Genomic DNA, 23,265 nt, shown 5'->3' on the forward strand with positions numbered 1-23,265 from the left:
CGCCTAGTGGGCGGCCCGGCTGATCACGGCGCGCGTGATGCGCTTCCGGAACACCCAGTACGTCCACCCCTGGTACGCGAGGATCAGCGGCAGCGCGAAGCCCGCGGCCCACGTCATGATCGTCAGCGTGTACGCCGACGACGACGCGTTCGCGATCGTCAGCCCGTACGCCGGGTCGTTCGACGCCGGCATGACGAACGGGTGCAGCGCCGCGAACAGGCTGGCGACCGCGAGCGCGATAGTGGCCGCGAGCAGACCGAAGGCCCAGCGCTCCCGGCCGCGCACGTTGGCGAGGTACGACGCGACGAGCGCGACGGCGGCGAGCACCGAGATCAGCCCGGAGAGGGCCGAGCCGTGGGCCAGCGTGGTCCAGACGAGGAAGGTCGCCGCGACGACGATGGTGACGGCCCCCACCCGCATCGACAGCGCCCGGGCACGCGCCCGGATCGGCCCGTCCGTCTTCAGCGCCGCGAACTGCAGCCCGTGCACGAGGAACAGCGACAGCGTCGTGAGCCCGCCGAGGAGCGCATACGGGTTCAGCAGGTCGAGCGTGGAACCCGTGTAGTCGTGGCCCGCGTCCATCGGCACCCCGCGCACCACGTTCGCGAACACGACGCCCCAGAGGAACGCGGGCACGACCGAGCCGACCACGATCATCAGGTCGAAGGACCCGCGCCACCGGTCGGACGCCCCCTGGTGCCGGTACTCGAACGAGACGCCGCGGAGGATGAGCGTGATGAGGATCGCGAGCAGCAGCAGGTAGAAGCCGCTGAACATGGTGGCGTACCACTCGGGGAACGCCGCGAAGAGCGCGGCGCCCGCGACGATGAGCCACGTCTCGTTGAGGTCCCAGACCGGGCCGATCGCGTTGATGAGGACGCGCCGGTCGGTGTCGTCCTTCGCGAGGAACGGCAGGCTCATCCCCACGCCGAAGTCGAAGCCGTCGAGCACGAAGTAGCCGACGAAGAGGAAGGCGATGACGCCGAACCAGAGGGTGGGCAGGTCCATGTCAGTACACGCTCGCTTCCCGGGCGACCTCGCCCGTCACGGGATCCGGCTCCCGCTCGGGCTCCGGCCCGTGCTGCGCCGCCTTCAGGATGAGGCGGAACTCCACCACCGCGAGCGACCCGTAGACGAGCGTGAACGCGACGAGCGAGATCAGCACCTGCAGCCCGGTGACGTTGGGCGAGACGGCGGAGGACGTCTGCAGCAGGCTGAACACGATCCACGGCTGGCGGCCCATCTCCGTGAAGATCCAGCCGACCGTCATCGCGAGCAGCGGGAGCGGGGCGGCCCAGATGGCGACCCGCCACATCCACGGCCTGGTGATGCGGCGCCCGCGGCGCGTGAACCAGAGGCCCGCGACGGCGACGCCGATGGCCGCCATGCCGAAGCCCATCATCCAGCGGAACGCCCAGTAGGTGACCCAGATGGTGGGCGTGTAGTCGCCGGGGCCGTAGCTCGCCACGTACTGCGCCTGCAGGTCGTTGATGCCCTGCACGGTGCCGTCGAGCGTGTGCGTGGAGAGGAACGAGAGCAGGTACGGGATGCGGATGGAGAACAGCTCGCTGGAGCCGTCCGGCGTGCCCCAGGTGAAGAGCGAGAACGACGCGGCCGCTCCCGATGAGGTGTCGTAGTGCGCCTCGGCGGCCGCCATCTTCATCGGCTGCGTCTGCACCATGGCGAGGCCGAGCTGGTCGCCCGACAGGATCGTGAGCGCGCCGGAGACGACCATGAACCACATGCCGAACCTCAGCGCCGGCATCATCGTGTCGAGGTGCTGGTTGCGCGAGAGGTGCCAGGCGGCGACCGAGATGATCACGGCGGCCGCGCACATGAAGGCGGCGAAGATCGTGTGCGGGAACGCGGCGAGCGCGACCTTGTTCGTGAGGAGCGCCCCGATGTCGGTGAGCTCCGCGCGGCCGCGGACCTCGTCGATGCGGTAGCCCACCGGGTTCTGCATGAAGGCGTTGGCCGCGAGGATGAAGTACGCCGACAGGATCGACGCCGCCGACACCACCCAGATGGACGCCAGGTGCAGCCCCTTCGGGAGCTTGTCCCAGCCGAAGATCCAGACGCCGATGAACGACGCCTCGAGGAAGAACGCCAGCAGCCCCTCGAGCGCGAGCGGGGCACCGAACACGTCGCCGACGAAGCGCGAGTACTCCGACCAGTTCATGCCGAACTGGAACTCCTGCACGATGCCGGTGACGGTGCCCATCGCGAAGTTGATGAGGAAGATCCGCCCGAAGAAGCGCGTGAGGCGCAGGTACTCCTGCTTGCCGGTGCGCACCCAGGCGGTCTGGTACAGCGCGCAGACGACGGCCATGCCGATCGTGAGCGGCACGAAGAGGAAGTGGTAGACGGTCGTGAGGCCGAACTGCCAGCGGGAGAGGACGAGCGGGTCGAGGAGCTCGTTCACGAGCGGGTCCCGCTCCGGGCGGCGCCCGTGCGGCGCGGATCCCGCGGGACCGACGCGTGCGACGGACGGGCGGCCGGGAGCCGGCTCGCGTGCGGGTGGTCGGCGGGGGCGGGATGCGGTGTCATGGCGACCGGCTGCGCTTCCTGTGGAGGGTGGATCGTGCGGTTCGAGGCTCCATCGCGACGCCTCCATTCTACGACTTGTAGACGATCGGCGCGAGGGGCGCGGCGGATCCCGGTCGGGCCGCGTTCGCCCGACGGCGGCGCGCGCGACACCCGGCGTTCATCCGGCCGGGCGAGCCTTCGAGGACGCATCCGGTCGGCGTCGACCCGGTGCGCCCGCGTCCACGCGCGGCCCGCCGGGTCGCGCCTCCGCCGGATCCGATCCGCAGCACCCGGCCCCGCACGACCCGAACCGCACGACGACCGAAGGGCCGCCATGAACTCCTCCGCCCCCGCACCCCGGGCCTCCGGCCTCGCGACGGGATCCGCCGCTGCGGCTCCCGCGACCGCGTCCGCCTACGTCGGCGTCCTCGTGGCCGACGGCGCCCTGCTCGCCGGGCGCGTCGCCGAGGCCGCCGAGCGCGTCGTGGCCGAGGCCCCCGAGCGGTACGACGCACGCACCGCGTCGGTGCAGGACGTGCTCGTCGTGGCCCTCGCCCTGGTGGCCGGCGGGCTCGACGTCCGCGACGCCGCCCAGCACGCGGTCGCCGGGGATCCCGCACCCGTCATCCAGGCGCTGCACTCGCTCGCGGGGCGCGGCGGCGTCGAGCCGTACCTCCTCCGCAACGGCCTCGAGGTGCACCACTTCCACGCGCTGCGGGACGCCGTCGTCGCCGTCGGCGCGCGCGAGCTGGACGAGTCGCAGGACTGATCCGCGCCGCGCCCCTCCTACTGGGGCCAGCCCGGTGTGTCCGCATAAATGAGGACCGGCTAGAGTCGTCTACGAGCAGACGGCCCTTACCCCCCTGGGGCCGATGCTCGCAACCCGACGAGCGCGTCCGTCCATCCCCCCCGGGCGGACCGCTCCCGGACCACGACGGCCTCCTCTCCCCCGAAGGAACCCGGGCCGTCGGAGAGAGGCCCGGCACCGTGCGGCGTTCCCGCGCCCCGTGCCGGGCCTCTCGACCGTCCGCCGCCTCAGGCGCGGGGCGCGTCCTCGAGCGGGAGGTGCAGGATCGCGAGGTCGAGCGACCGCCCGAACTTGACGCCGATTCCGGGCAGGAGCCCCACCCGACGGAAGCCGAGCCGCTCGTGCAGCCGGATGGATCCCGCGTTGCCGGCCTCGATGTCCGCGAACATCGCGCGCTTCCCGGCCGCCTTCGCGTGCGCGATGAGCCCCTCCACGAGCGCCCGGCCGATGCCCTGCCCCTGGAAGCCCTCGCGCACGTAGACGGAGTCCTCTACGGAGAAGCGGTAGCCGGACTTCTCCCGCCACTGCCCGTAGGTGCCGTACCCCGCGACGCGCCCGTCGACGTCGGCGATGAGGATCGGGTCGCCCGCCGCCGTGGTCTCCTCGTACCAGCGCTCGCGCTCGGCGCGGTCCACGGGCTCGTCCATCCAGAGGGCCGTGCCGTGCAGGATGGCGTCGTTGCGGATGTCCAGCAGGTCGTCGATGTCGCGGGGCTCGGCGGGGCGGATCAGCATCCCACCAGGGTATCGGCGCGGTCGTCGCCGGCCCACGAGTGCGGCAGGATCGATGCATGCACTGCACCATCGCGCCCGTCCCCGGGGACGACGAGGACGCGACCCTCCTCCGGCCGGCCCCGCACGCCGTGCGGTCCTCCGCGCGCGAGGGCTCGGCGGCGATCCCCCGCTCCGGCGCCTCCGCCGGATCCGCGCGCTCGCGCTGCTCCGGGCTGACGCTCGCGTGAGGCGCCCCCTGCGGTCGATCCGGCTCCTCGCGCTCTCCTCGCATCCGGGTCCGACGGCCACCGTCACCGTGCTCGCGGCCGGCCTCGCCGCGGCCCTCGGGTTCGCGCCCGGGCGCGTCGCCGCCGTCGCGGTGGCCGTGCTCCTCGGGCAGCTGTCGATCGGGCTGTCCAACGACTGGATCGACGCGGGCCGCGACCGCCGTGTCGGCCGCACCGACAAGCCGGTCGCGCGCGGCGAGGTGACCGTGGCCGAGGTGCGCGTCGCCGCGCTCGGCACGGCGGCCGCCTGCCTCGCGGTGTCCGCGCTGCTGGGGCCGGCCTTCCTCGTCGCGCACGTGGTGCTGGTCGGCGCGGGCTGGGCCTACAACGCGGGGCTCAAGCGCACCGCGGCGAGCGTCGTGCCGTTCGTCGTGGCCTTCGGGATCCTGCCGACCGTGGTGGCGCTCGGTGGCCCGGATCCGCTGCCCGCCGCCGCCTGGGCCGTCGCCACGGGCGCGGTGCTCGGCGTCTCCATCCACTTCACCAACGTGCTCCCCGACCTGGAGGACGACGCGCGGACGGGCGTGCGCGGCCTGCCGCACCGGCTGGGCCGCGTGCCGTCGGGCCTGGTCGCCTTCGGGGCGCTCGCCCTCGGCGCGGTGGTCGCGTCGGTCGGGCCCGTGCTCGCCGATCCCGCGCACGCCGTGACGCCGCTCGCCGTCGCGGGTCTGGTCGCGATGCTGGCGATCGCGGCGTGGGGCGCGGTGCTGGTCGTCACGCGACCACCGGGTCGGCTCCTGTTCCGGCTGATCATGGCGGCGTCGCTGCTGCTCGTGGCGCTCGTCGCGGCGAACGCCACGCAGCTCACCTGATCCGCGCGCCCGCGTCCCTGCCCATGGCGTAGACGGACGCGAGCCCGGCGGCGGCGGGCGACGCGAGGACCGCGCGGAGCCCGGCGTCGCGCACGACCCGCGTGAGGCCGCGGACCGGCCGGCCGAGCGCGGTGTTGATCTCCGACTGCACCGCGGCGCGTCGGGCGCTCGACATGCGGTCGCGCTCCCAGCGGGCGATGCGGTGCGCGTCCGGCACGCCGTCGCGGGAGCGGACGGCGTCGACCAGGATCGGCGCGAGGGCGTCCGCGTCGAGCCAGCCGAGGTTCATGCCCTGGCCGCCGATGGGGCTGATCTCGTGGGCCGCGTCGCCGATGAGCAGCGCGCGGCCGGCGGACATGCGACGCGCCAGACGCCGCCGTACGCCGAACCCGCTGACGGGATCGAGGTCCGCGGCGCGTACGACGTGGCCGGTGCGCGCGCGCACCGCCGCGGCGACGATCTCGGCCGGATCGCCGTCCCCCTGTCCGGCGCGCACGCCGACGACGAAGCGGCGCATGCCGCCGGGCAGCGGGAACGACTCGACGACGCCGTCCGGGTGCAGCGTGATCACGGCGTCGTCGCCGCCGTCCGTGGTGTCGGGCGCGTCGCCCATGAGGAAGCGGTCGGGCAGCGGGCGCTCGTCCACGCCGATGCCGAGGAGGTCGCGGACCCGGCCGCGCGTGCCGTCGGCGCCGATCACGAGGCGCGCCGTCGCCTCGACGAGCCGGCCGTCCGCGTCCTGGCCCGTCGCGCGGACGCCGCCGCCGGGCGCCTCGACCGGATCCGCGTCGAGCCCCGTGAGCGTCACGCCGCGTCGGAGCGCGTCCGGGGCGAGCGCGGCGAGGCGGCGGGCGAGGATCGCCTCGGTGCGCCACTGCGGCAACGCCGCCACGTACGGGTGCGTGGCGGACGCGCCGGCGAAGGACACCCGGCCGATCGCGCGACCGCGCGCCATCGCGATGCCGTTCCGCACGAGCACCGCCTCGGCGACCATCTCGTCGGCCACGCCGAGGCGGTCGAACGCGTCGAGGGAGGGCGCGTGGATGCCGATGGCCCGGGACAGCCGCGCGGGCTCGGGCCGCGCCTCCCAGACGCGCACGTCGAGGCCAGCCTGCGCGAGGAGCGCCGCGAGGTGGATCCCCACGGGCCCGCCGCCCACGACCAGCGCGTCGCGCGGGCTCACCGCGTCGCGCCCCGCGCCGAGGGGTCGCGCACCAGGAGCAGCCGGCAGGGCACGGCCCCCTCGACGCGCCAGCCGTCCGGCACGCGCAGCGCGAGCTCCACGGGCGTCCAGCTGCGGCGGATCGAACGCAGCCCGTCGACGTGCACGAACGAGCCCCGCGCCACCAGCCGGGACAGCGGACCGTAGACCGCGTACGCGAGCCGGCTCCGCGCGATGTCGCCGTGCATCGCGCGCGGGGCGAGCGCCGCGGAGTCCGCGAGCAGCGCGTCGAGGGCGGCGTCGTCGAGATGGTGCAGCACGTGGTTGCTCGTCACCAGGTCGAAGCGGCGGCCCTCGGCGACGAGGTCGGCGCTCGACGCCCGGAGGAACGTCAGGTCGGGATCCGCCGGCAGGTCGCGCGTGAACGCGGCCGCGCGGGGATCGGGGTCGATGCCCGTCACGCGCAGCCGCAGCCCGTCCCGGCGCGCCCACCGGACGAGGGCGACGGGCACGTCCCCGCCGCCCGAGCCGATGTCGAGGAGCGTCGTCTCCCGCGCCGGGGACAGCAGCGGGCGGATCCGGGACCGGTACACCCCGCGCCACCCCGCCACGACGCGGTTGACGAGCGCGAAGCGGGCGTACGTGCGGTCGAGCGCCGCGGGGTCGCAGTCGGGGTCGTCCATCAGCTCGGTGAGGCCGACGTCGCGACGGGACAGGTCCATCAGGCGATGCGGCGGGTCATCAGCGACGTCTCGACCGTGAGCCCCGGTCCGAACGCCATGGCGCACACGCGACCGGCACCCGCGCCCGGGACGGCGACGGGTGCGGCCAGCTCGCTGCCGTCCACGCCCGGGACGTCCGCGGGCGGGGTGCCGTGCAGGATCCGCTGGAGCACGAACAGCACGGTCGCGCTCGACATGTTGCCGACCTCGGCCAGCGTCGACCGCGATGCCTGGAGCTGGCGGGGCGCGAGCGCCAGCCGGTCCTCCACGCGGTCGAGGATGCTGCGCCCGCCCGGGTGGATCGCCCAGTCCTCGATGTCCGCGGGCGCGACGCCCCGGAGCGCGGGCACCTGCGCCCACAGCGGCTCGAGCGCGCCCGTGATGTGCTCGTCGATGATCTTCGGCACGTAGCTGGAGAGCACCATGTCGAAGCCCTGGTCGCCGATGGTCCACGCCATGTCGTCCTCGCCGACGGGCGTGAGCACGGTCTCGAACGCGTCGAGGTCGAGCACGGTGGAGCCGGCGGGCGCGGGCCGCGCGGTCACGATCGCGGCCGCGGCCCCGTCGCCGAACACGGAGGACGCGACGATGGTGTCCGCATCGTCCGAGGAGTGCAGGTGCAGGGAGCACAGCTCGACGCACACGACGAGGACGACGGCATCCGGGTCGGCGGCGCAGAACTGCGACGCCATGCGGAGCGCGGGGAACGCCCCGTAGCAGCCCATGAAGCCGAGGTGGAAGCGCTGGGTGGACGCGCCGAGGCCGAGGCCGCGGACCACGGCGTAGTCGGGGCCGGGCGCGTAGAAGCCGGTGCAGGACACGGTGACGACGTGGGTCACGTCGGACGCCTCGATGCCGGCCGCCTGCTCGACCGCCTGACGCGCCGCGCCGAGCAGCAGCGCGGGGGCCTCGCGGATGTACGTGTCGTTGCGGGCGCCGGTGCCGGGCGTGAGGATCCGGCCGGTCCCGCGGTCGTAGAACACCGGCTCGTCCGCGTGCGGCCCGGCCGGAGCGTCGGCACCCGCCATGCCGGGCGCGGTGCCGAGCTCGTCGATGACCGTGTGCCGCGTGCGGATGCCGGACGCCCCGAACGCCGCCGAGACGAGCCGCGTCCCGAGGCGGCTGAGCTCGGGCTGGCTCCCGAACAGGTCGCGCACCCCCTCCTGCGCGAGGACGGTCGGCGGGACCTCCGTCGCGATGGAGCGGATCGACGCGGTCAGCGTCGGCCGCCGGAGACGACGGCGGCGCCCACCGCGATGACGACGGCCACGGCGCCCGCGCCGATCGAGGCGGCGAGGGCGGGGTCGTTCCGGGTGAAGGCGCGCGTGCGGGCCGTCACGTCGTCGGTCGTGCTGCGGACGCGCGCGACGACGTCGTCGCGGATGCCGCGCACGCGGCCGGACGCCTCGGCCTTCAGGTCCGACGCCCGGGCCGGCACGTCGAGCGCGGTCTCGAGCTCGCGGACGGTGCGGGCGAGCTCGTCGCGGCCGGAGCGGATGTCGCGCTTCAGCTCCTCGGGGCTGCGCTTGGGCGCGGGCGGGATGTCGGCCCCCTGCCCGTGCGGGGCCGACTCGGCGACGACCTTGTGCTTGCGCACCTCGCGGGCCACGGTCGTCACGGCACCGAGCACGCTCACCTCGCCGGTCGGGGACTTCTTCTTCTTCGCCATGCGCGGGCTCCTGCCGTCGGGAAAGGACATCGGTGGGTCCATTGTGCTCCGCCGCGTGCACGGCGGAGCGCGATGCGACGAGGGGCCGGCGCTCGTGCGTCGGCCCCTCGTCGCGGGACGGGCCTCTCGGCCCGGTCGGCTCCTCCTAGAAGAGGGCCTTCTCCTTCAGCCAGTCGGAGGCGATGGCGGCGGGCTCCGCCTTCTCGTCCCCCTGGTTGCGGCGGTTCATCTTCGTGAGGTCCTCGGTGGTCAACGCGGCCGAGACCTTGTCGAGGATCGAGGTGATGTCGGGGTTCATCTTCGCGGTCTTCACGAGCGGCACGACGTTCTGCGCCTTGATGAGGTTCTCGGGGTCCTTCAGCGTGACGAAGCCGTTGTCGAGGATCGACGGCGTGGTCGTGTAGATGTTCGCCATGTCGACCTGGCCGTCGAGGAGCGCCTTGACGGTGTTGGGGCCGCCCTGGTCCTCGATGGTGACGAGGCTGGCATCGGCGCCGTAGACGCTCGTGAGCCCGGGGATCCCGTACTCGCGCTCGCCCAGCACCGCGCCGCCGCCCACGCGGACCGTCTTGCCCTTGAGGTCGGACAGGCTCGTGACGCCGTTGGCCGCGGAGTACTCCTTGGTGACGTTGTAGGAGTCCTTGTCCTCGGCGGGCGACTCGTCGAGCACCTCGAAGCCGTCGGGGAGGGCGGCGCCGAGGGCGGAGTAGACGTCGTCGCTGGAGGCGGCCGTCGAATCGGTGTCGTACGCCGCGAGCAGGTTGCCCGTGTACTCGGGGATGAGGTCGATGGACCCCTCCTCGAGCGCCTTGAGGTAGACCTCGCGCTCGCCGATCTGCAGGTTGCGCGTGACCTTCACGTCGTTGGCCTCGAGGGCCTGCGCGTAGACCTCCGCGAGGATGACGTTCTCGCCGAATGCGGCTGATCCCACGGAGATGGTGTCGCCGGGCGCCGCGGAGCCCTGGCCGCCCGAGGTGTCGAGGGGGTCGCCGGACGCGCAGCCGGCGAGGGCCATCGCGGTGCCCAGCGCGACGGTGCCGACGAGGAGCCGGCGGGTGATGCTGTGGGACATGTGCTGTGTTCCTTTCAGGAGGTGGTGCTGACCGCGTGCCTCGACGAGGCGTGCGGTGAGTCGGGGGTGCGTCCCGCGGCGGCGACGACGCCGCGGGGGATGACGAGTCGCTGCACGACGGCGAACACGCCGTCGACGACGAGCGCGAGGGCCGTGACGAGGATCGATGACGCCAGGAGGAGCGGGAAGTCCCGCGTGGTGAGGCCGGTGAAGATGTCGCGCCCGAGGCCGCCGAGGCCGAGGAAGGCGCCCAGGGTGACGGTGCTCACCACCTGCAGGGTCGCCGCGCGGAACCCGCTGATGATGAGCGGCAGGGCCAGGGGGATCTCGACCCGACCGAGGATCTGCCGTTCCGTCATCCCCACCGCGCGGGCGGCGTCGATGGCGGGCCGGTCGACGGCCTGGATCCCGGCGTACACGCCCGCGAGGAGCGGGGGGATGCCGAGGACGGAGAAGGTGAGGATCGGCCCGGTGAGCCCGATGCCGAACAGGAGGCCGAGGAGCACCAGCACGCCCAGCGTAGGCAGCGCGCGCAGCCCCCCGGAGAAGGCGACGGCGACGTTGCGTCCACGACCCGTGTGCCCGATGTAGAGCCCGGCGGGCACGGCCACGAGCGCCGCCAGGCCCATGGCGAGGCCGGTGTAGGAGAGGTGCTCGAGGAGGCGCGTGCCGTATCCGGTGCCCCCGCCCCACCTGGAGCCGTCGAGGAGGAGGCCGAACGCCTCGGCGAAGAGGTTCACGAGGCGCTCGCATCCGTGACGAGGGCGGCGCGGCGGGCGGAGCGCGACCGCGCGCGGAGGGAGGGCGTGCTGGCCCACGGCATGAGGAGCCGACCGGCGATGACCAGCAGGAGGTCGAAGACGAGGGAGATGAGGAGGATGCCGACGATCCCGGTGAGGATCTCCGTGTAGAACTGCCGCCGGTACCCCGAGAGGATCATCGTCCCGAGGCTCTGGATGCCGGACAGCGACCCGACCGTCACCATGCTGACCGTGCTCACCGAGACGACCCGGAGGCCGGCGAGCAGGACGGGCCCGGCCAGGGGCAGCTCCACGCGCCAGAAGCGCCCCCATCCGGCGTAGCCCATCGCGGTGGCGGACTGCGTGACGTCCTCGGGGACGGACGCCAGGGCGTCCGCGGTGATCCGGATCATGAGCGCGACGGCGTACACGCTGAGGGCGACCACGACGTTGAGCGGGTCGATGATGGTCGTGCCGATGATCGCCGGGATGGACAGCAGCAGGGCGATGGACGGGATCGTGTACAGCGCGCCCCCGACCGCGAGCAGCGAGCCGCGCGCCCGTCGGTAGCGGTTCGCCAGCCAGCCGAGCGGCAGCGAGATCACGAGTCCCAGGATGATGGGCGTCGCCGACAGCGCCACGTGCGCGACGGCCAGGTCGAGCACCGTCTGGATGTTCGCGAGGACCCAGTTCACGCGGGTCCCGCACCCTGCGCCGGAGCACCGGGGGCGTGCGCGGCCCCCGCCTCGGTCCGGGCGGCGCGGTCCTCGTCGTCGAGCACGCCGACGAGGCGCCCGTCGCGGTCGACGAGCACGCGGCCGGTGCCGGTGTCCTCGAGGTGGAGCGCGCGCTTGCCCTTGTCGGCGCCCACGAAGTCGCGGACGAAGTCGTTCGCCGGGGCCGAGAGGATCTCCTGCGGCGTGCCCTGCTGGGCGATGCGGCCGCCCTTCTCGAGGATCACGACCTGGTCCCCGAGGAGGAAGGCCTCGTCGATGTCGTGCGTGACGAAGACGACGGTCTTGTCGAGCTGCGTCCGGAGGCGGATCAGCTCCTGCTGCAGGTCGTCGCGCACGAGCGGGTCGACGGCGCCGAACGGCTCGTCCATGAGCAGGATGTTCGGGTCGACCGCGAGCCCGCGGGCCACGCCCACGCGCTGCTGCTGACCGCCGGAGAGCTGGGACGGGTAGCGGTCGGCCATCGAGCGGTCGAGGCCGACGGTGTCCATGAGCCGGAGCGCGTCCTCGCGCGCCTTCCGCTTGTCGACGCCCGTGAGGCGGGGCACGGTCGCGATGTTGTCGACGACCCTGCGATGCGGCAGGAGGCCCGAGTTCTGCATCACGTAGCCGATGCTGCGGCGGAGCTTGACGGCGTCCTGGGTCGCGATGTCGGTGCCGTCGATCTCGATGCGGCCGCTCGTGGGATCGACCATGCGGTTGATCATGCGCATGAGTGTCGTCTTGCCGCAGCCCGAGGACCCGACGAGGACCGTCGTGGTCCGCGAGGGGACGACGAGGCTGAAGTCCTCGATCGCGAGCGTGCCGTCCGGGTACTGCTTGCGGACGTGGTGGAACTCGATCATGGGTGGCTCATTCCTCGTAGGCACTACGAATCGACACTTGCCAGGCACACCAGCGAACCACGCCCGCCGCGGTTCGGCCGCACCGGCGGCTCCCCTGACGCCACTTCGTAACAAATGGACGCTCGCCGGACAGCCCACCGGACGCGGGCCGTGGACCCGGGCATCCGGGGCGTCGGCCAGGATGGAGGGCATGACGCGCATCCTCGCCCGGGCCCTGTCCGCCGACGACCTGGTCGCCCTGCTCGACGTCGACCACGCGGGCGACGCCGTGCCCGCACCCTCCTGGCGCATCCAGCCGGGCCAGCGCGTCGCCGTCCTGGTGGACACGCTCCCCCGCCGCGCCGAGGGCGACACGGAGGACCAGGTGCCCGTCCGCCGGCTCGAGTCCGCGCGCTGGGGCCTCGTCCCGGCCGGATCCCCGGGGCCGGACCAGGTCCCGCCGCTCGCCGAGGTCCCCGCCGAGTCCCTCGCCTCCCGGCCCGAGCTCCTGCCGGCGCTCGTCTCCCGGCGCGCGGCCGTCCCCGTCTCCGGCTACTACGAGCACCACGAGACCGACGACGGGCTCCGCACGCCCTACCTCGTCGGCGCGGGTGACGGCGTCGTGCTGCTCGCGGCGCTGTACGAGTGGTGGCGGGATCCGTCGCGCGCCGCCGACGACCCGGCCCGCTGGGTGCTGAGCTGCGCCGTCCTCACCCGGCCCGCGGCCGGCACGGTGGAGGCGCTGTCCGAGCGCATGCCCGTGGTGCTGTCCCCCGACGTCGTCGAGGAGTGGCTCGACCCCACGGCGGAGGGCTCGCCCGACCTGCTGCGCGCGGTGGCCGCGCAGGCCGAGGACGTCATCGAGGAGCTCGCGATGGACGAGGTCGGCCCCGGCGTCGACCAGGGCGCGCCGGACACCGCGGCGCTCGCCCGCCCGGTGTGATGGGCGTCCCGCTCCGCCCGGGTCTGCTTGACTGAGCGCGTGGCCCCCTCCTCGAAGAAGAAGAAGCACGCGACCCGCACGCTCCTCGAGTCCCCCGCCGCCGCACCCGTCCTGCACCGGGCGGCGCGCATGGAGGACCGCATCCACGAGATCCGCGAGGGCCGCGCCCGCAAGCGGGGCCTCCAGCCGACCGTCATCCCGTACGCGGGCTACGGATCCGTCCGGTGGGTGCGCGTGCTCTGCCGCGTCCTCCTCACCGACCCGAAGAGCAAGCGCGCGCTGGCCGGCGACAAGGTCGTCCGCGGCTGGCGGAGCTTCACCAGCGTGCCGCTCACCGACGTCGACGTGGTCGTCGAGATCGACGGCACCGAGCACCACGTGCGGGCCGACCGCGGCGGCGTCGTCGACACGGTCGTCGAGGCGGCGCTGCCGAGCGGGTGGCACACCATCCGCATCCGCTCCGAGGGGTCGGAGACCGTCGAGGCCCCGGTGTTCATCGTGGGCGACGACGTGCGCACCGGGATCCTCAGCGACGTCGACGACACCGTCATGGTCACCGCGCTCCCCCGGCCCTTCCTCGCCGCGTGGAACACGTTCGTGCTCGACGAGCACGCGCGGACCCCCACGCCCGGAATGGCCGTGCTCTACGAGCGCCTGCGCGTGCGGCATGCGGGCTCGCCCGTGCTGTACCTCTCGACCGGCGCCTGGAACGTGGCGCCGACGCTCACCCGCTTCCTGTCGCGGAACCTGTACCCGCCGGGCCCGATCCTCCTCACCGACTGGGGTCCCACGGTCGACCGCTGGTTCCGCAGCGGCATGGAGCACAAGCGGCTGAACCTCCAGCGGCTCGCCGAGGAGTTCCCGCGCGTCAAGTGGATCCTCGCGGGCGACGACGGCCAGCATGACGAGCTGCTCTACGGCGAGTTCGCGGAGCGGAACCCCGACAACGTGAAGGTCGTGCTCATCCGCCAGCTCAGCGCCGGCGAGGCCGTGCTGGCGGGCGGCCGCGCCAAGGCCGAGGAGCGGGCGCTCGACAGCAGCGTCCCGTGGGTCTACGCCCCGGACGGCGCGAGCCTCCTCGCCCAGCTCGACGACCTCGGCCTCGCCGACGACTCCGGCACCCGCATCGGCACCTAGTCCCCGCACCACGACGAGGGCCCCGCAGGAGATCTCCTGCGGGGCCCTCGCGTGTGCGGGTGGATCAGACGGCGTCGGTGAGCGCCTGGAACTCGTCGTCGGTGAGCTCGATGGCCGCCGCGGCGATGTTGTCCTCGACGTGCCCGACCGACTTGGTGCCGGGGATCGGCAGCATCACGGGCGAGCGGCGCAGGAGCCAGGCGAGCGCGAGCTGCGACGGGCTCGCGTCGTGCTGCTTCGCGAGGGCGTCGAGCGGGCCGCCGTCCTTCGCGAGCTCGCCGGTCGCCAGCGGGAACCACGGGATGAACGCGAGGCCCTCGGCCTCGGCGTACTCGAGCAGCGGCTCGGCGTCGCGCTTGGCGAGGTTGAAGAGGTTCTGCACGGAGACGATCTCGGCGATCTCCCGCGCCGCCTTCACATCGTCGACGGAGACCTCGGACAGGCCGATGTGGCGGATCTTGCCCTCGGACTGCAGCTCCTTGAGCACGCCGATCTGGTCCTCCAGCGGCACGGCCGGGTCGATGCGGTGCAGCTGGTACAGGTCGATGCGCTCGAGGCCGAGGTGGCGGAGGCTCAGCTCGGCCTGCTGGCGCAGGTACTCGGGGCGGCCGACAGGGCGCCAGTCGCCGGGGCCGGGGCGCGTGAGCCCGCCCTTGGTCGCGACGACGACGTCATCGGCGTACGGGTGGAGCGCCTCCTTGAGGAGCTCCTCGGCGACGAACGGGCCGTAGGAGTCGGCGGTGTCGAAGAACGTGACGCCGAGCTCGGCGGCGCGGCGGATGACGCGGACGGCCTCGGCCGGGTCCGCGGGGGCGCCCCAGACGCCCTCGCCGGTCAGCTGCATGGTGCCGTAGCCGAGACGGACGACGGGCAGGTCGCCGCCGATGGTGAACGTGCCGGATGCGCCGGCTGCGGTGGTGGTGTCGGTCATGTGGACCCTCCTCGGGTGTCGATGACGAGGGAGGCGTCTGCCGCCCTCGGGACCCTGGTGCCAACGCACGGGTCGCCGGATCCATGCCCGATGCGCGTGACGAGCACGAGACCCTCAGGCTCCGGTGGAGGGTGAGGCGGATCCGCCCGCTCCCCTCGTGGATGTCGGCGCGCGTTCCTACACTCGGACCAGACGTTCGAACACCCGTTCGAACGCACGAGGCGCGGCCGGCGCGACGACGGGAGGAGCGGCATGATGCGGATCGACGAGGACGTGGAGGTCGAGCTCTCGGGAGACGGCTCGCCGCTGCGGTTCACCTGGCGGGGCGTCGTGTACGGCGTCGTCAGCTCGCCCGAGCGGTGGATCGCGCGGGTCGACTGGTGGCAGCGCACGGGCCGCGCGCCCCGCGGCGCGAGCGGGCACCTGCTCGAGCTCCGGATGTGGCGCGTCGAGGCCGTGCCGCTCACCACGGGAGCGCGCCGGGTCGACGGGTCCTTCGACCTGAGCGTCGACGGGCGCGGCAGGTGGTCGCTCGTCACGGCGTCGGACGAGGAGCTCGACACGCGCCTGTTCGCCTGAGCGCGGCTGTGGGTGACGCGGGGAATAGCCGACGGCGTCCCGGCCTTGGACCCCTCGGCGCCGCGCACGGCGTCGGCACGCGGTCACCCGGATCGCGGCGCACGGAGGGACCCGGCATGGCGGCACTCGAGTGGCTGTTCGACGCGCAGCTCCGCATCGGCGACCAGGTCGTGCTCTGGCGCGAGATCGTCGGCAACCTGTTCGGCCTGGCCAGCGCGCTCGGCGGCATGCGCCGCAAGGTCTGGGCGTGGCCCGTCGGCATCGTCGGCAACGTCCTGCTCTTCACCGTCTTCCTCGGCGCCGTCTTCGGCACGCCGAACCCCGTGAACCTGCTCGGCCAGGCCGGGCGCCAGATCATGTTCATCGCCGTGTCGGTCTACGGCTGGCACCGCTGGCAGCAGGCCCGGCACGGCGGCGCGCCCGTCGTCCCGCGCTGGGCGTCCGGCCGCCAGCGCGCGCTGCTCGTGGTCGCGCTCGTCGGCGGCACCGCGCTCCTCACGCCGCTGTTCCGCGCGCTCGGCTCCTACGAGCCCGTGTGGGCCGACGCCTGGATCTTCGTCGGCTCGCTCCTCGCCACCTACGGCATGGCGAAGGGCTGGGTCGAGTTCTGGCTCATCTGGGTGGCGGTCGACCTCGTCGGCGTGCCTCTGCTCGTGGGCGCCGGGTACTACGCGTCCGCGTTCATGTACGTCTTCTACGGCGCCTTCACCCTCACGGGCTTCTTCGTGTGGATGCGCGCCCGCGGCACCGCGGCGCCCGCGGTCGAGACGGCGTTCCCGGATCCGCGCGTCGTCGAGGCGCCCGCCGACCGCTAGGTCGAGGTCGGCCCGGTCGGCGATTCCCCGGTCGGCGATCCCCCGGTCGGCGAGCCCGCGGTCAGCGACCCTGGCCGTTGGAGCAGGTGCTCTGCGCCGCCGTCTGCCCGGTGATGCTCGGGTCGAGCACCTCCGAGGTCGGGGTGGGCGGCGTCGTCGGCGACGCGCCCTCGGCGGGCGGCGCGCCTTCGGCAGGCGGCGCGGCCTCGGCAGGCGGCGCGGCCTCGGCGGGCGGCGTCGGGGTCCCCGCGCCCGGCACGCTGCTGCCCGGCACGCTGCCGGCATCGTCGCTCGGAGCCGGCTGGCCGAGCGAGAAGTCCGCGTCGGAGGCGAGCAGGCTCACGAGCTGCGCGGCCGCCGCCTCGTCCGGCTGCACGCGGCCGTTGGCGAGGACCGCGCCCGGGTACTGGAGGAACACGACGTCGTCGAGCGGGATGTCCTTGAAGGTCAGCGCCACAGACACGAGGGTGTCGAGGTCGGCGAGCGACGTCGACAGCTGCATGTTGTCGACCACGGCGCGCGCGATGCCGTAGAGCTTCGCCGGGTTCGTGAGCGTGTCCGCGCTCTTGATCGTGCGGACGAGCGCGCTGAGGAAGACCTGCTGGTTGCCGATGCGCGAGATGTCGCTGCCGTCGCCCACGCCGTAGCGCGTGCGGAGGAACTGCACCGCGTCCTTGCCCTGGAGGGTGTGCGGGCCCGGATCGAGCGCGAGGTCGGTCTTCCTGTCGTAGATCCCGTTCGCCACGCAGACCTCGACGCCGCCGACCGCGTTGGACATCTCCACCACGCCGTTGAACTGCACGACCCCGCCGTACGGGATGTCGAGTCCCGTGAGGCCCTCGACCATCCGCACGGTGCACTCGAAGCCGCCGCGCGTCAGCGACTCGTTGAGCTGGGCGCGCGCGCTGGCCGGGTACTTCGTGCCGTCCGGTCCCTCGCAGGCGGGGATGGGGACGAGCATGTCGCGGGGGAAGGAGATGACCGTCGCGCGGCTGCTGTCCTCGCTGATGTGCAGGAGCATCGTCACGTCGTTGAGCGAGGCCGTGCCGACGTCCTTCGCGGCGCCGTAGCCGTCGCCCTGGCCGGCGCGGCTGTCGCTGCCGACGATGAGGATGTTCGCGCCGCCGTCGATGCCGCCGAGGGAGGGCGGGAGGGCCTGGCCGCCGGAGATGTCGACCTGGTTCGCGGAGACGGTGCGGGAGAGGTCCCAGGCGGCGATGCCCACGACCGAGACCGTGCTCACGAGGGCGACCACCGCCGTCACCGCCACGCCCTTCATCACCGTGCGACCGGCGCTCGGGGCGCGGAGCCGACCGTGGCGGGCGATGCCGCGGACGCGGGCCCGATCGGCGCGGGTGCTCTGGGGGGCGTGCTGCATGGATGGATCTCTCGTCGCCGGGTGGGGAGCGCCGGGCTCGGGCACCCGGATCATCCACAGGCTAGCCGAGCCCGGTGGAGAGTCCCATCGGCACGCGGGCCGGATGCGCTATGCGCCCGCGCGCTCCCCGCCGCGCAGGTGCGCGTCGAGGAACGCGTCGATCCGGCGCCGGGCGTGCGCGGCCGAGGCGGGCTCCGGGCCCATGCCGAGCGCGCGCGGCACGGGGCGGAGGATCCGCGGGCCCGGCTCCGCGTCGTCGAGGAACGCGTGCCCGGCGTCCGGGTGCTCGCGCACGTCGTGGTCGATCCCGTGCGCGACGAGGGCGGCGGCGAGCCGGTCGGCGGATCCCGCCAGCTGCCGGTCGCGTCCGCCGTAGCTCGCGACGATCGGGCACGCCGAAGGCCCCGTGCACCACCACGACCGCGGGCCAGGGGCCCTCGCCGTCGGGGACCGCCAGCACGCCGTGCAGGCCGGGCGAGGCGCCGGTCAGCGCCAGGCGGTCGGGCCCGTGGAGCCCGCGCGGTACTCGGCCATGGGCACGCGGTCGCCCTTCCAGGCGCGCATGACGGGCGCGACGATGCGCCAGCACCGCTCGGCCACGTCGCCGCGGACGGACAGCCGCGGGTCCCCCGCGAGGATCCCGTCGAGCACCTCGCCGTAGGGCGTGAGCTCGGGCTGCGCGAACTCGGCCCGGAACGTGGACTGCGTGAGGGTGAAGGGCTCGCCCGTGCCGTCCATCGTGACCTCGAGCGAGATGCCGTCGGGCTTCAGGTCGATGATGAGGCGGTCGGGCCGGGCCGGGCCGTGGAGCCCGCGCGGCAGGTGCGCCACGGGCTTGAAGGTGACGATGATGCGCTTCGACGCCTCCTTGAGGGCCTTGCCCGAGCGGAGGCGGAAGGGGACGCCGGCCCAGCGCGCGTTGGCGACGCCGAAGGTGACCTCGGCGAGCGTCTCCGTCTCGTTGGCCGGATCCACCCCCTCCTCCTTGGCGTAGGCGGGGATGCGGGTGCCGTCGATGGTGGCGCCCGTGTAGCGGGCACGGCGGCTGTGCGCGACGGGGTCGTTGCCCCACACCTCGGTGGCGCGGAGCACGGAGGCGATGTTCGAGCGCAGGTCGTCCGGGTCGATGCTCGCCGGCGGCTCCATGGCGAAGACCGCGAGCACCTGCAGCAGGTGGCTCTGGATCATGTCGACCAGCGCGCCCGACTTGTCGTAGTAGGCCGCCCGGCCCTCGAGCGCGAGCGTCTCGTCGTAGAGGATCTCGACCTTCTCGATGTCCTTCGCGCTCCACACCGACTCGAAGAAGCGGTTGGCGAAGCGCAGCGACACGAGGTTGAGCACCGTGGAGAGGCCGAGGAAGTGGTCGGTGCGGTGGATGCGGTCCTCCGGCACGAGCTTCAGCAGCTGCCGGTTGAGCTGGGCTGCCGTGCGGCTGTTCGACCCGAAGGGCTTCTCGAGCGCCAGCGTGGTGCCCTCCGGCAGGTCGAGCTGCTCGAGCTTCTCGCACACGGCGATGGAGATGGCCGGCGGCAGCGCGAAGTAGAGGGCCGGCGCGCCCTCGCATGCGTCGAGGATGCGCTTCAGGTCGTCGAGGTCCGTGGGGTCGGCCTGGATGTACTTCGTGGACGAGACGATGCCCGCCGCGCGACGCCCCTTCGCGTCCACCGAGTCGAACGCGGCCTTCACGGTCTTCCGCCACTCGTCCGCCCCGCGCTCGCTCCGGCCGGTGCCGATGAGCTGGATCCGACGCCCCCTGTCGCTCGCCACGAGGCTGCCGAGACCCGGCAGGAGGAGGCGTTCCGTGAGGTCGCCGCTGGCGCCGAGGATGACGAGGGTGGAGGGTTCGCTGGTCATCCTCCGAGACTACGGGTCGCGGCCGCGCGGGAGCCGACCTACACTGGGCGAGTCGAACATCCGTTCGAACCTCGTGCCCGGGAGGGCGCGGCAGATCCGTCGGGAGGCGCGCGTGAGCTTCACCCACCTGCACGTCGCGTCCGCCTTCTCCGCCCACTTCGGCACCACGGCGCCCGAGGCGCTGGTCGACCAGGTCGCGTCCCGGGGCGCGTCGGCCGCGGCCATCACCGACCGCGACGGGCTCTACGGCGCCGTCCGCCACATCCGCCGCGCGATCGCCGCGGGCGTCTCCCCCGTCGTCGGCGCGGAGCTCGGTCTCACGGGCGAGCACCCGGGCCGGATCACGGTGCTCGCGCACGGCGGCACGCACGGCCAGGGATGGGCGGCGCTCAGCCGGCTCATCAGCGCGAGCCACGGGCGGGGCACGGCGCGCAGCACGGCCCGCAGCGCCCAGGCGGGCATCTCCCGCACCCGGCCGCCCGGGTTCCTCCTCGGCGAGGACGGGCCGGTCGGCACCGTCCTGCTCGGGCTCGACTCGGACGTGGGCCGCGCGGTCGCGGCGGGCGACCACGCGCTCGCCTCCCGGCACCTCACGGAGTGGGCGCGGCTCCTGCCGGGCGCGATCGCCGTCGAGGTGGTCTGCCACTACACCGAGCCCGGCGAGGCCGCGAGCCTCCGCCACGCCGCCCGGATGCTGGAGCTCGCGGACGCGCACCGCGTCCCGGCCGTGCTCACCAACGCGGTCCGCTATCTCGAGCCCGACGACGCGCTCACGGGCGACGTGCTCGACTCCGCCGGCACGCTCCGGCCGCTCGGCTCGTTCCGGCCGCAGCCCAACGGCCAGGCGTGGCTGAAGACCCCGGAGGAGATGCAGGGGATCGCGCGCGAGATCGCCGGCGCCTCCTCCCTCGACCGCCGCGCCGGCGAGGCCCTGCTGCGCGCCACCGAGGAGCTCGCCGACCGCTGCCGCCTGGATCCGGACGCCGACCTCGCCTGGCGGAAGCCGAAGCTGCCGGAGAAGGAGGTCATCGGGGTCACGGGCGACCCGGACGAGGCGCTCTGGCGGAAGGCCGAGGCCGGCGTCACCGAGCGGTTCGGCCACGTCGACGAGGCCATGCGGCAGCGCGTGCTCGCCCGCATGCGCACCGAGCTGCAGACCATCACGGGCTTCGGCTTCGCCACCTACTTCCTCACGGTCGCCGACGTGTGCTCGCTCATGCGGGACATGGGCGTGCGCAACCAGGCGCGCGGATCCGGCGCGGGCAGCCTGGTCAACTACCTCCTGCGCATCTCCAACGTCGACCCGCTCGAGCACGACCTGCTCTTCGAGCGCTTCCTCGGCAAGGTGCGCTCGACGCTGCCCGACATCGACATCGACGTGGAGTCCGCGCGGCGGCACGAGGTGTACCACCGGGTGTTCGAGCGGTACGGCAGCAACCGGGTCACGCTGCTGTCGATGCAGAACACCTACCGGGCCCGGGGCGCCGCGCGCGACGCGGGGCTCGCGCTCGACCTCGACGAGCAGCAGATCGACTTCATCGCGAAGAACATCTGGCGCTTCAACGCGCGCGAGTTCCGGGCGGTGCTCGAGACGAAGCCCGAGCTGAAGCCCATCGCCGACCTCGTGCGGGACGACCCGAGCATCGACCTGCTGGTCGACCTCACGGAGCGGCTCGACCGGCTCCCCCGGCACATCTCGATGCACCCGTGCGGCGTGATCCTCGGCGACTCCGACCTGCTGAGCACCACCCCGGTGCAGCCGAGCGGCATGGGCCTGCCCATGAGCCAGTTCGACAAGGACGACATCGACGACATGGGGCTGCTCAAGCTCGACATCCTCGGCGTGCGGATGCAGAGCACCATGGCGTACGCGCTGGACGAGATCCACCGCATCCACGGCACGCGGTCGGCGGTCGCGGGCGGCATCCCGGTGGACGCGCGCTACGTGCACCGCGACGGCCGCATCGAGCTCGACGAGATCCCGCACGACGACGAGGAGACGTTCGCCGCCATCCGCACCACGCACACGCTCGGCATGTTCCAGATCGAGTCGCCCGGCCAGCGCGAGCTCATCGGCAAGATGCAGCCCGACGTCTACGAGGACCTCATCGCCGACATCTCGCTGTTCCGGCCGGGGCCCATGAAGGGCAACATGGTGGCGCCGTTCCTCGACACGAAGCACGGCATCACCCGGCCCGACTACCTGCATCCGCGGTTCGCGCCGTTCCTCGCGCCCACCTTCGGCGTCGTCATCTACCACGAGCAGGTCATCCGGATCTTCGCCGACTGCATGCAGGTCTCCCTCGCGGAGGCCGACGAGCTGCGCCGCAACATGGAGCGGCAGGACACCGTCGTCGAGCAGGCGTTCCGGGAGCGCACGACCACGCACGTCGACGGCCGCACGGGCCGCCGCCCGTTCTCCGACGCCGACGTCGAGCGCATCTGGAAGGCGCTGAAGGGCTTCGGCTCGTTCGGGTTCTGCAAGGCGCACGGCGCGGCGTTCGCGCTGCCCACCTGGCAGAGCGCGTGGCTGAAGACGCACTACCCGGCGGAGTTCCTCGCGGGGATCCTCACGCACGACCCCGGCATGTACCCGAAGCGCCTGCTGCTCACCGAGGCACGGCGGATGGGCGTGCCCGTGCTGCCGCTCGACGTGAACCGGTCCACGGACGCCTACCGGGTGGAGCGCGTGGAGGGCGAGGCGACCACGGGGCGCACGCGCATCGGCGAGCTGGGCATCCGGCTGTCGCTGCAGGACGTGCACGGCATGAGCGAGGCGGAGACGGCGCGCATCGTCGCCGGGCAGCCCTTCGACTCCATCTCCGACTTCTACGCGAAGGCCCAGCCGTCGCGCGCGCTGCTGGAGCGGCTCGCCGCGGTGGGCGCGCTCGACCCGCTCGCCGCGTCCGCCGACGACGCCGGCGGCACCGCCGCCGGCGCCCGGGGTCCGGCGTCGCGCGGCGACGTCATGGCGTACGTGCGGCGGCTCACGGCGCGGGCGGCCCGGCCCGCGGATCCGGCCGGCCAGCTGCCGCTCTTCGTCGACGACCGCGACCTCATCCCGCGCGGCTCGCCCGACCCCGACGGCCGGGCGCGGGTCGCCGCCGAGCTCGACATCCTGCAGATGGAGGTCACCGAGCACGTGCTCGAGAGCTACCGCCCGATGCTCGACGAGCTCGGCGTCATCCCGGCGAGCCAGCTGCTGGAGGTGCGCAGCGGCTCGGAGGTGGTGGTGGCGGGGATCCGCATCGCCACGCAGACGCCGCCCATGCGCAGCGGCAAGCGCGTGGTCTTCATCAGCCTCGACGACGGCTCGGGCTGCTCCGACTCCACCTTCTTCGACGAGGCGCAGCAGAAGGCGGGGCCCATGCTCTTCGGCACGCGGCTGCTCGTCATCCGCGGGCGCACCCGGCGCACGGGCGAGCGGGGCGTCTCCATCCAGGCGGAGGACGCGTGGGACCTGAAGGAGATGTGGGCGCGCTGGCAGGACGCGCGGCGGCAGGGCGGCGCGGGCGGCGCCGACGGGATGGACGACGCGGCCCAGGTCGCCTGAGCGGGT

At 73.5% G+C, this 23,265-nt stretch carries 23 protein-coding genes; 8 read left to right on the top strand and 15 right to left on the bottom strand.

Going from position 1 to position 23,265, the window contains the following annotated elements; translation table 11 throughout:
- Positions 1–3 precede the first annotated feature (3 nt).
- Positions 4–1,008, bottom strand: a complete 1,005-nt coding sequence (gene cydB / locus PED38_RS13030) for a cytochrome d ubiquinol oxidase subunit II (protein ID WP_063070291.1) — start codon at positions 1,006–1,008, stop codon at positions 4–6.
- A gap of 1 nt (position 1,009) precedes the next feature.
- Positions 1,010–2,422 (bottom strand): cytochrome ubiquinol oxidase subunit I, encoded by a 1,413-nt coding sequence (locus PED38_RS13035; protein ID WP_270981606.1) that lies wholly within the window; start codon positions 2,420–2,422, stop codon positions 1,010–1,012.
- A 438-nt stretch (positions 2,423–2,860) separates the two neighbouring features.
- Here PED38_RS13035 and PED38_RS13040 point away from each other — a divergent pair, with 438 nt between their 5' ends.
- A complete protein-coding gene (locus tag PED38_RS13040) occupies positions 2,861–3,295 on the top strand; it encodes a hypothetical protein (protein WP_270981607.1) in 435 nt (144 codons plus the stop codon).
- 266 nt (positions 3,296–3,561) lie between these two features.
- Here the strand turns inward: PED38_RS13040 and PED38_RS13045 are convergent, their stop codons facing one another.
- Positions 3,562–4,068, bottom strand: coding sequence for a GNAT family N-acetyltransferase (locus PED38_RS13045; protein WP_063070294.1), 507 nt, complete (start codon positions 4,066–4,068; stop codon positions 3,562–3,564).
- A 56-nt stretch (positions 4,069–4,124) separates the two neighbouring features.
- On the opposite strand from PED38_RS13045, the gene PED38_RS13050 reads away from it, so the two are divergent.
- Entirely contained in the window at positions 4,125–4,295 is a 171-nt protein-coding gene (locus tag PED38_RS13050; RefSeq protein WP_270981608.1) for a hypothetical protein, read from the top strand.
- Positions 4,292–5,146, top strand: coding sequence for a UbiA family prenyltransferase (locus tag PED38_RS13055; RefSeq protein WP_270981609.1), 855 nt, complete (start codon positions 4,292–4,294; stop codon positions 5,144–5,146). The genes PED38_RS13050 and PED38_RS13055 overlap by 4 nt, the downstream gene beginning before the upstream one ends.
- On the opposite strand, the gene PED38_RS13060 is transcribed toward PED38_RS13055, so the two are convergent.
- From PED38_RS13060 to PED38_RS13095, 8 genes are all read right to left on the bottom strand, one after another.
- A complete protein-coding gene (locus PED38_RS13060; protein ID WP_270981610.1) occupies positions 5,139–6,329 on the bottom strand; it encodes an FAD-dependent oxidoreductase in 1,191 nt (396 codons plus the stop codon). The two genes, PED38_RS13055 and PED38_RS13060, sit on opposite strands and share 8 nt — an antisense overlap.
- On the bottom strand, positions 6,326–7,030 hold the full coding sequence (locus PED38_RS13065; RefSeq protein ID WP_270981611.1) for a class I SAM-dependent methyltransferase: 705 nt from the start codon (positions 7,028–7,030) through the stop codon (positions 6,326–6,328). Before PED38_RS13065 ends, PED38_RS13060 begins: the two co-directional genes overlap by 4 nt.
- Positions 7,030–8,250 carry a type III polyketide synthase gene (locus tag PED38_RS13070; RefSeq protein WP_270981658.1) on the bottom strand — a complete coding sequence of 407 codons (1,221 nt, stop codon included), beginning with the start codon at positions 8,248–8,250 and terminating at the stop codon, positions 7,030–7,032. The genes PED38_RS13065 and PED38_RS13070 overlap by 1 nt, the downstream gene beginning before the upstream one ends.
- Complete coding sequence (locus PED38_RS13075) at positions 8,247–8,699, bottom strand: DUF3618 domain-containing protein (protein WP_270981659.1); 453 nt, start codon at positions 8,697–8,699, stop codon at positions 8,247–8,249. Before PED38_RS13075 ends, PED38_RS13070 begins: the two co-directional genes overlap by 4 nt.
- Before the next feature lie 145 nt (positions 8,700–8,844).
- The gene (locus PED38_RS13080; protein ID WP_063070298.1) at positions 8,845–9,771 is read right to left on the bottom strand and encodes an ABC transporter substrate-binding protein; all 927 of its coding nucleotides are present in this window, start codon (positions 9,769–9,771) and stop codon (positions 8,845–8,847) included.
- A gap of 14 nt (positions 9,772–9,785) precedes the next feature.
- The gene (locus PED38_RS13085) at positions 9,786–10,511 is read right to left on the bottom strand and encodes an ABC transporter permease (RefSeq protein ID WP_270981612.1); all 726 of its coding nucleotides are present in this window, start codon (positions 10,509–10,511) and stop codon (positions 9,786–9,788) included.
- Positions 10,508–11,206: an ABC transporter permease gene (locus tag PED38_RS13090; protein WP_063070300.1), complete on the bottom strand. Its 699-nt coding sequence runs from the start codon at positions 11,204–11,206 to the stop codon at positions 10,508–10,510. Before PED38_RS13090 ends, PED38_RS13085 begins: the two co-directional genes overlap by 4 nt.
- Positions 11,203–12,090: an ABC transporter ATP-binding protein gene (locus PED38_RS13095; protein WP_270981613.1), complete on the bottom strand. Its 888-nt coding sequence runs from the start codon at positions 12,088–12,090 to the stop codon at positions 11,203–11,205. The genes PED38_RS13090 and PED38_RS13095 overlap by 4 nt, the downstream gene beginning before the upstream one ends.
- A 190-nt stretch (positions 12,091–12,280) precedes the next feature.
- Here PED38_RS13095 and PED38_RS13100 point away from each other — a divergent pair, with 190 nt between their 5' ends.
- Both PED38_RS13100 and PED38_RS13105 read left to right on the top strand, forming a co-directional pair.
- Positions 12,281–13,012 carry an SOS response-associated peptidase gene (locus PED38_RS13100; RefSeq protein WP_270981614.1) on the top strand — a complete coding sequence of 244 codons (732 nt, stop codon included), beginning with the start codon at positions 12,281–12,283 and terminating at the stop codon, positions 13,010–13,012.
- Positions 13,013–13,051: 39 nt separating this feature from the next.
- On the top strand, positions 13,052–14,149 hold the full coding sequence (locus tag PED38_RS13105; protein WP_063070303.1) for an App1 family protein: 1,098 nt from the start codon (positions 13,052–13,054) through the stop codon (positions 14,147–14,149).
- A 64-nt stretch (positions 14,150–14,213) separates the two neighbouring features.
- On the opposite strand, the gene PED38_RS13110 is transcribed toward PED38_RS13105, so the two are convergent.
- Positions 14,214–15,080: an aldo/keto reductase gene (locus PED38_RS13110; RefSeq protein ID WP_063070304.1), complete on the bottom strand. Its 867-nt coding sequence runs from the start codon at positions 15,078–15,080 to the stop codon at positions 14,214–14,216.
- Between the two features lie 252 nt (positions 15,081–15,332).
- On the opposite strand from PED38_RS13110, the gene PED38_RS13115 reads away from it, so the two are divergent.
- Both PED38_RS13115 and pnuC read left to right on the top strand, forming a co-directional pair.
- Positions 15,333–15,659, top strand: coding sequence for a DUF6504 family protein (locus PED38_RS13115; RefSeq protein ID WP_237583510.1), 327 nt, complete (start codon positions 15,333–15,335; stop codon positions 15,657–15,659).
- A gap of 116 nt (positions 15,660–15,775) precedes the next feature.
- Positions 15,776–16,474 (top strand): nicotinamide riboside transporter PnuC, encoded by a 699-nt coding sequence (pnuC, locus tag PED38_RS13120; RefSeq protein WP_270981615.1) that lies wholly within the window; start codon positions 15,776–15,778, stop codon positions 16,472–16,474.
- Positions 16,475–16,535: 61 nt separating this feature from the next.
- On the opposite strand, the gene PED38_RS13125 is transcribed toward pnuC, so the two are convergent.
- From PED38_RS13125 to PED38_RS13135, 3 genes are all read right to left on the bottom strand, one after another.
- Complete coding sequence (locus PED38_RS13125; protein ID WP_270981616.1) at positions 16,536–17,852, bottom strand: LCP family protein; 1,317 nt, start codon at positions 17,850–17,852, stop codon at positions 16,536–16,538.
- A gap of 108 nt (positions 17,853–17,960) precedes the next feature.
- Positions 17,961–18,239 (bottom strand): dienelactone hydrolase family protein, encoded by a 279-nt coding sequence (locus PED38_RS13130; protein WP_333720450.1) that lies wholly within the window; start codon positions 18,237–18,239, stop codon positions 17,961–17,963.
- A 99-nt stretch (positions 18,240–18,338) separates the two neighbouring features.
- The gene (locus PED38_RS13135; protein ID WP_063070307.1) at positions 18,339–19,706 is read right to left on the bottom strand and encodes a glucose-6-phosphate dehydrogenase; all 1,368 of its coding nucleotides are present in this window, start codon (positions 19,704–19,706) and stop codon (positions 18,339–18,341) included.
- Positions 19,707–19,818: 112 nt separating this feature from the next.
- Between PED38_RS13135 and PED38_RS13140 the strand changes: the two genes are divergently transcribed.
- Positions 19,819–23,259 (top strand): DNA polymerase III subunit alpha, encoded by a 3,441-nt coding sequence (locus PED38_RS13140; protein WP_270981617.1) that lies wholly within the window; start codon positions 19,819–19,821, stop codon positions 23,257–23,259.
- The last annotated feature ends 6 nt before the right edge of the window (positions 23,260–23,265 follow it).

This window comes from Clavibacter sp. CT19 (genome assembly GCF_027858075.1).
In the GTDB taxonomy this organism is placed as follows: Bacteria; Actinomycetota; Actinomycetes; order Actinomycetales; family Microbacteriaceae; genus Clavibacter; species Clavibacter tessellarius_A.

Bases quoted from the DNA above. Each gene is read 5' to 3' on its own strand.
- PED38_RS13075 (WP_270981659.1), bottom strand. From the start codon at position 8,699: ATGGCGAAGAAGAAGAAGTCCCCGACCGGCGAGGTGAGCGTGCTCGGT.
- PED38_RS13050 (WP_270981608.1), top strand. From the start codon at position 4,125: ATGCACTGCACCATCGCGCCCGTCCCCGGGGACGACGAGGACGCGACC.
- cydB (WP_063070291.1), bottom strand. From the start codon at position 1,008: ATGGACCTGCCCACCCTCTGGTTCGGCGTCATCGCCTTCCTCTTCGTC.
- pnuC (WP_270981615.1), top strand. From the start codon at position 15,776: ATGGCGGCACTCGAGTGGCTGTTCGACGCGCAGCTCCGCATCGGCGAC.
- PED38_RS13100 (WP_270981614.1), top strand. From the start codon at position 12,281: ATGACGCGCATCCTCGCCCGGGCCCTGTCCGCCGACGACCTGGTCGCC.
- PED38_RS13080 (WP_063070298.1), bottom strand. From the start codon at position 9,771: ATGTCCCACAGCATCACCCGCCGGCTCCTCGTCGGCACCGTCGCGCTG.
- PED38_RS13095 (WP_270981613.1), bottom strand. From the start codon at position 12,090: ATGATCGAGTTCCACCACGTCCGCAAGCAGTACCCGGACGGCACGCTC.
- PED38_RS13110 (WP_063070304.1), bottom strand. From the start codon at position 15,080: ATGACCGACACCACCACCGCAGCCGGCGCATCCGGCACGTTCACCATC.
- PED38_RS13040 (WP_270981607.1), top strand. From the start codon at position 2,861: ATGAACTCCTCCGCCCCCGCACCCCGGGCCTCCGGCCTCGCGACGGGA.
- PED38_RS13115 (WP_237583510.1), top strand. From the start codon at position 15,333: ATGATGCGGATCGACGAGGACGTGGAGGTCGAGCTCTCGGGAGACGGC.
- PED38_RS13125 (WP_270981616.1), bottom strand. From the start codon at position 17,852: ATGCAGCACGCCCCCCAGAGCACCCGCGCCGATCGGGCCCGCGTCCGC.
- PED38_RS13135 (WP_063070307.1), bottom strand. From the start codon at position 19,706: ATGACCAGCGAACCCTCCACCCTCGTCATCCTCGGCGCCAGCGGCGAC.
- PED38_RS13065 (WP_270981611.1), bottom strand. From the start codon at position 7,030: ATGGACCTGTCCCGTCGCGACGTCGGCCTCACCGAGCTGATGGACGAC.
- PED38_RS13045 (WP_063070294.1), bottom strand. From the start codon at position 4,068: ATGCTGATCCGCCCCGCCGAGCCCCGCGACATCGACGACCTGCTGGAC.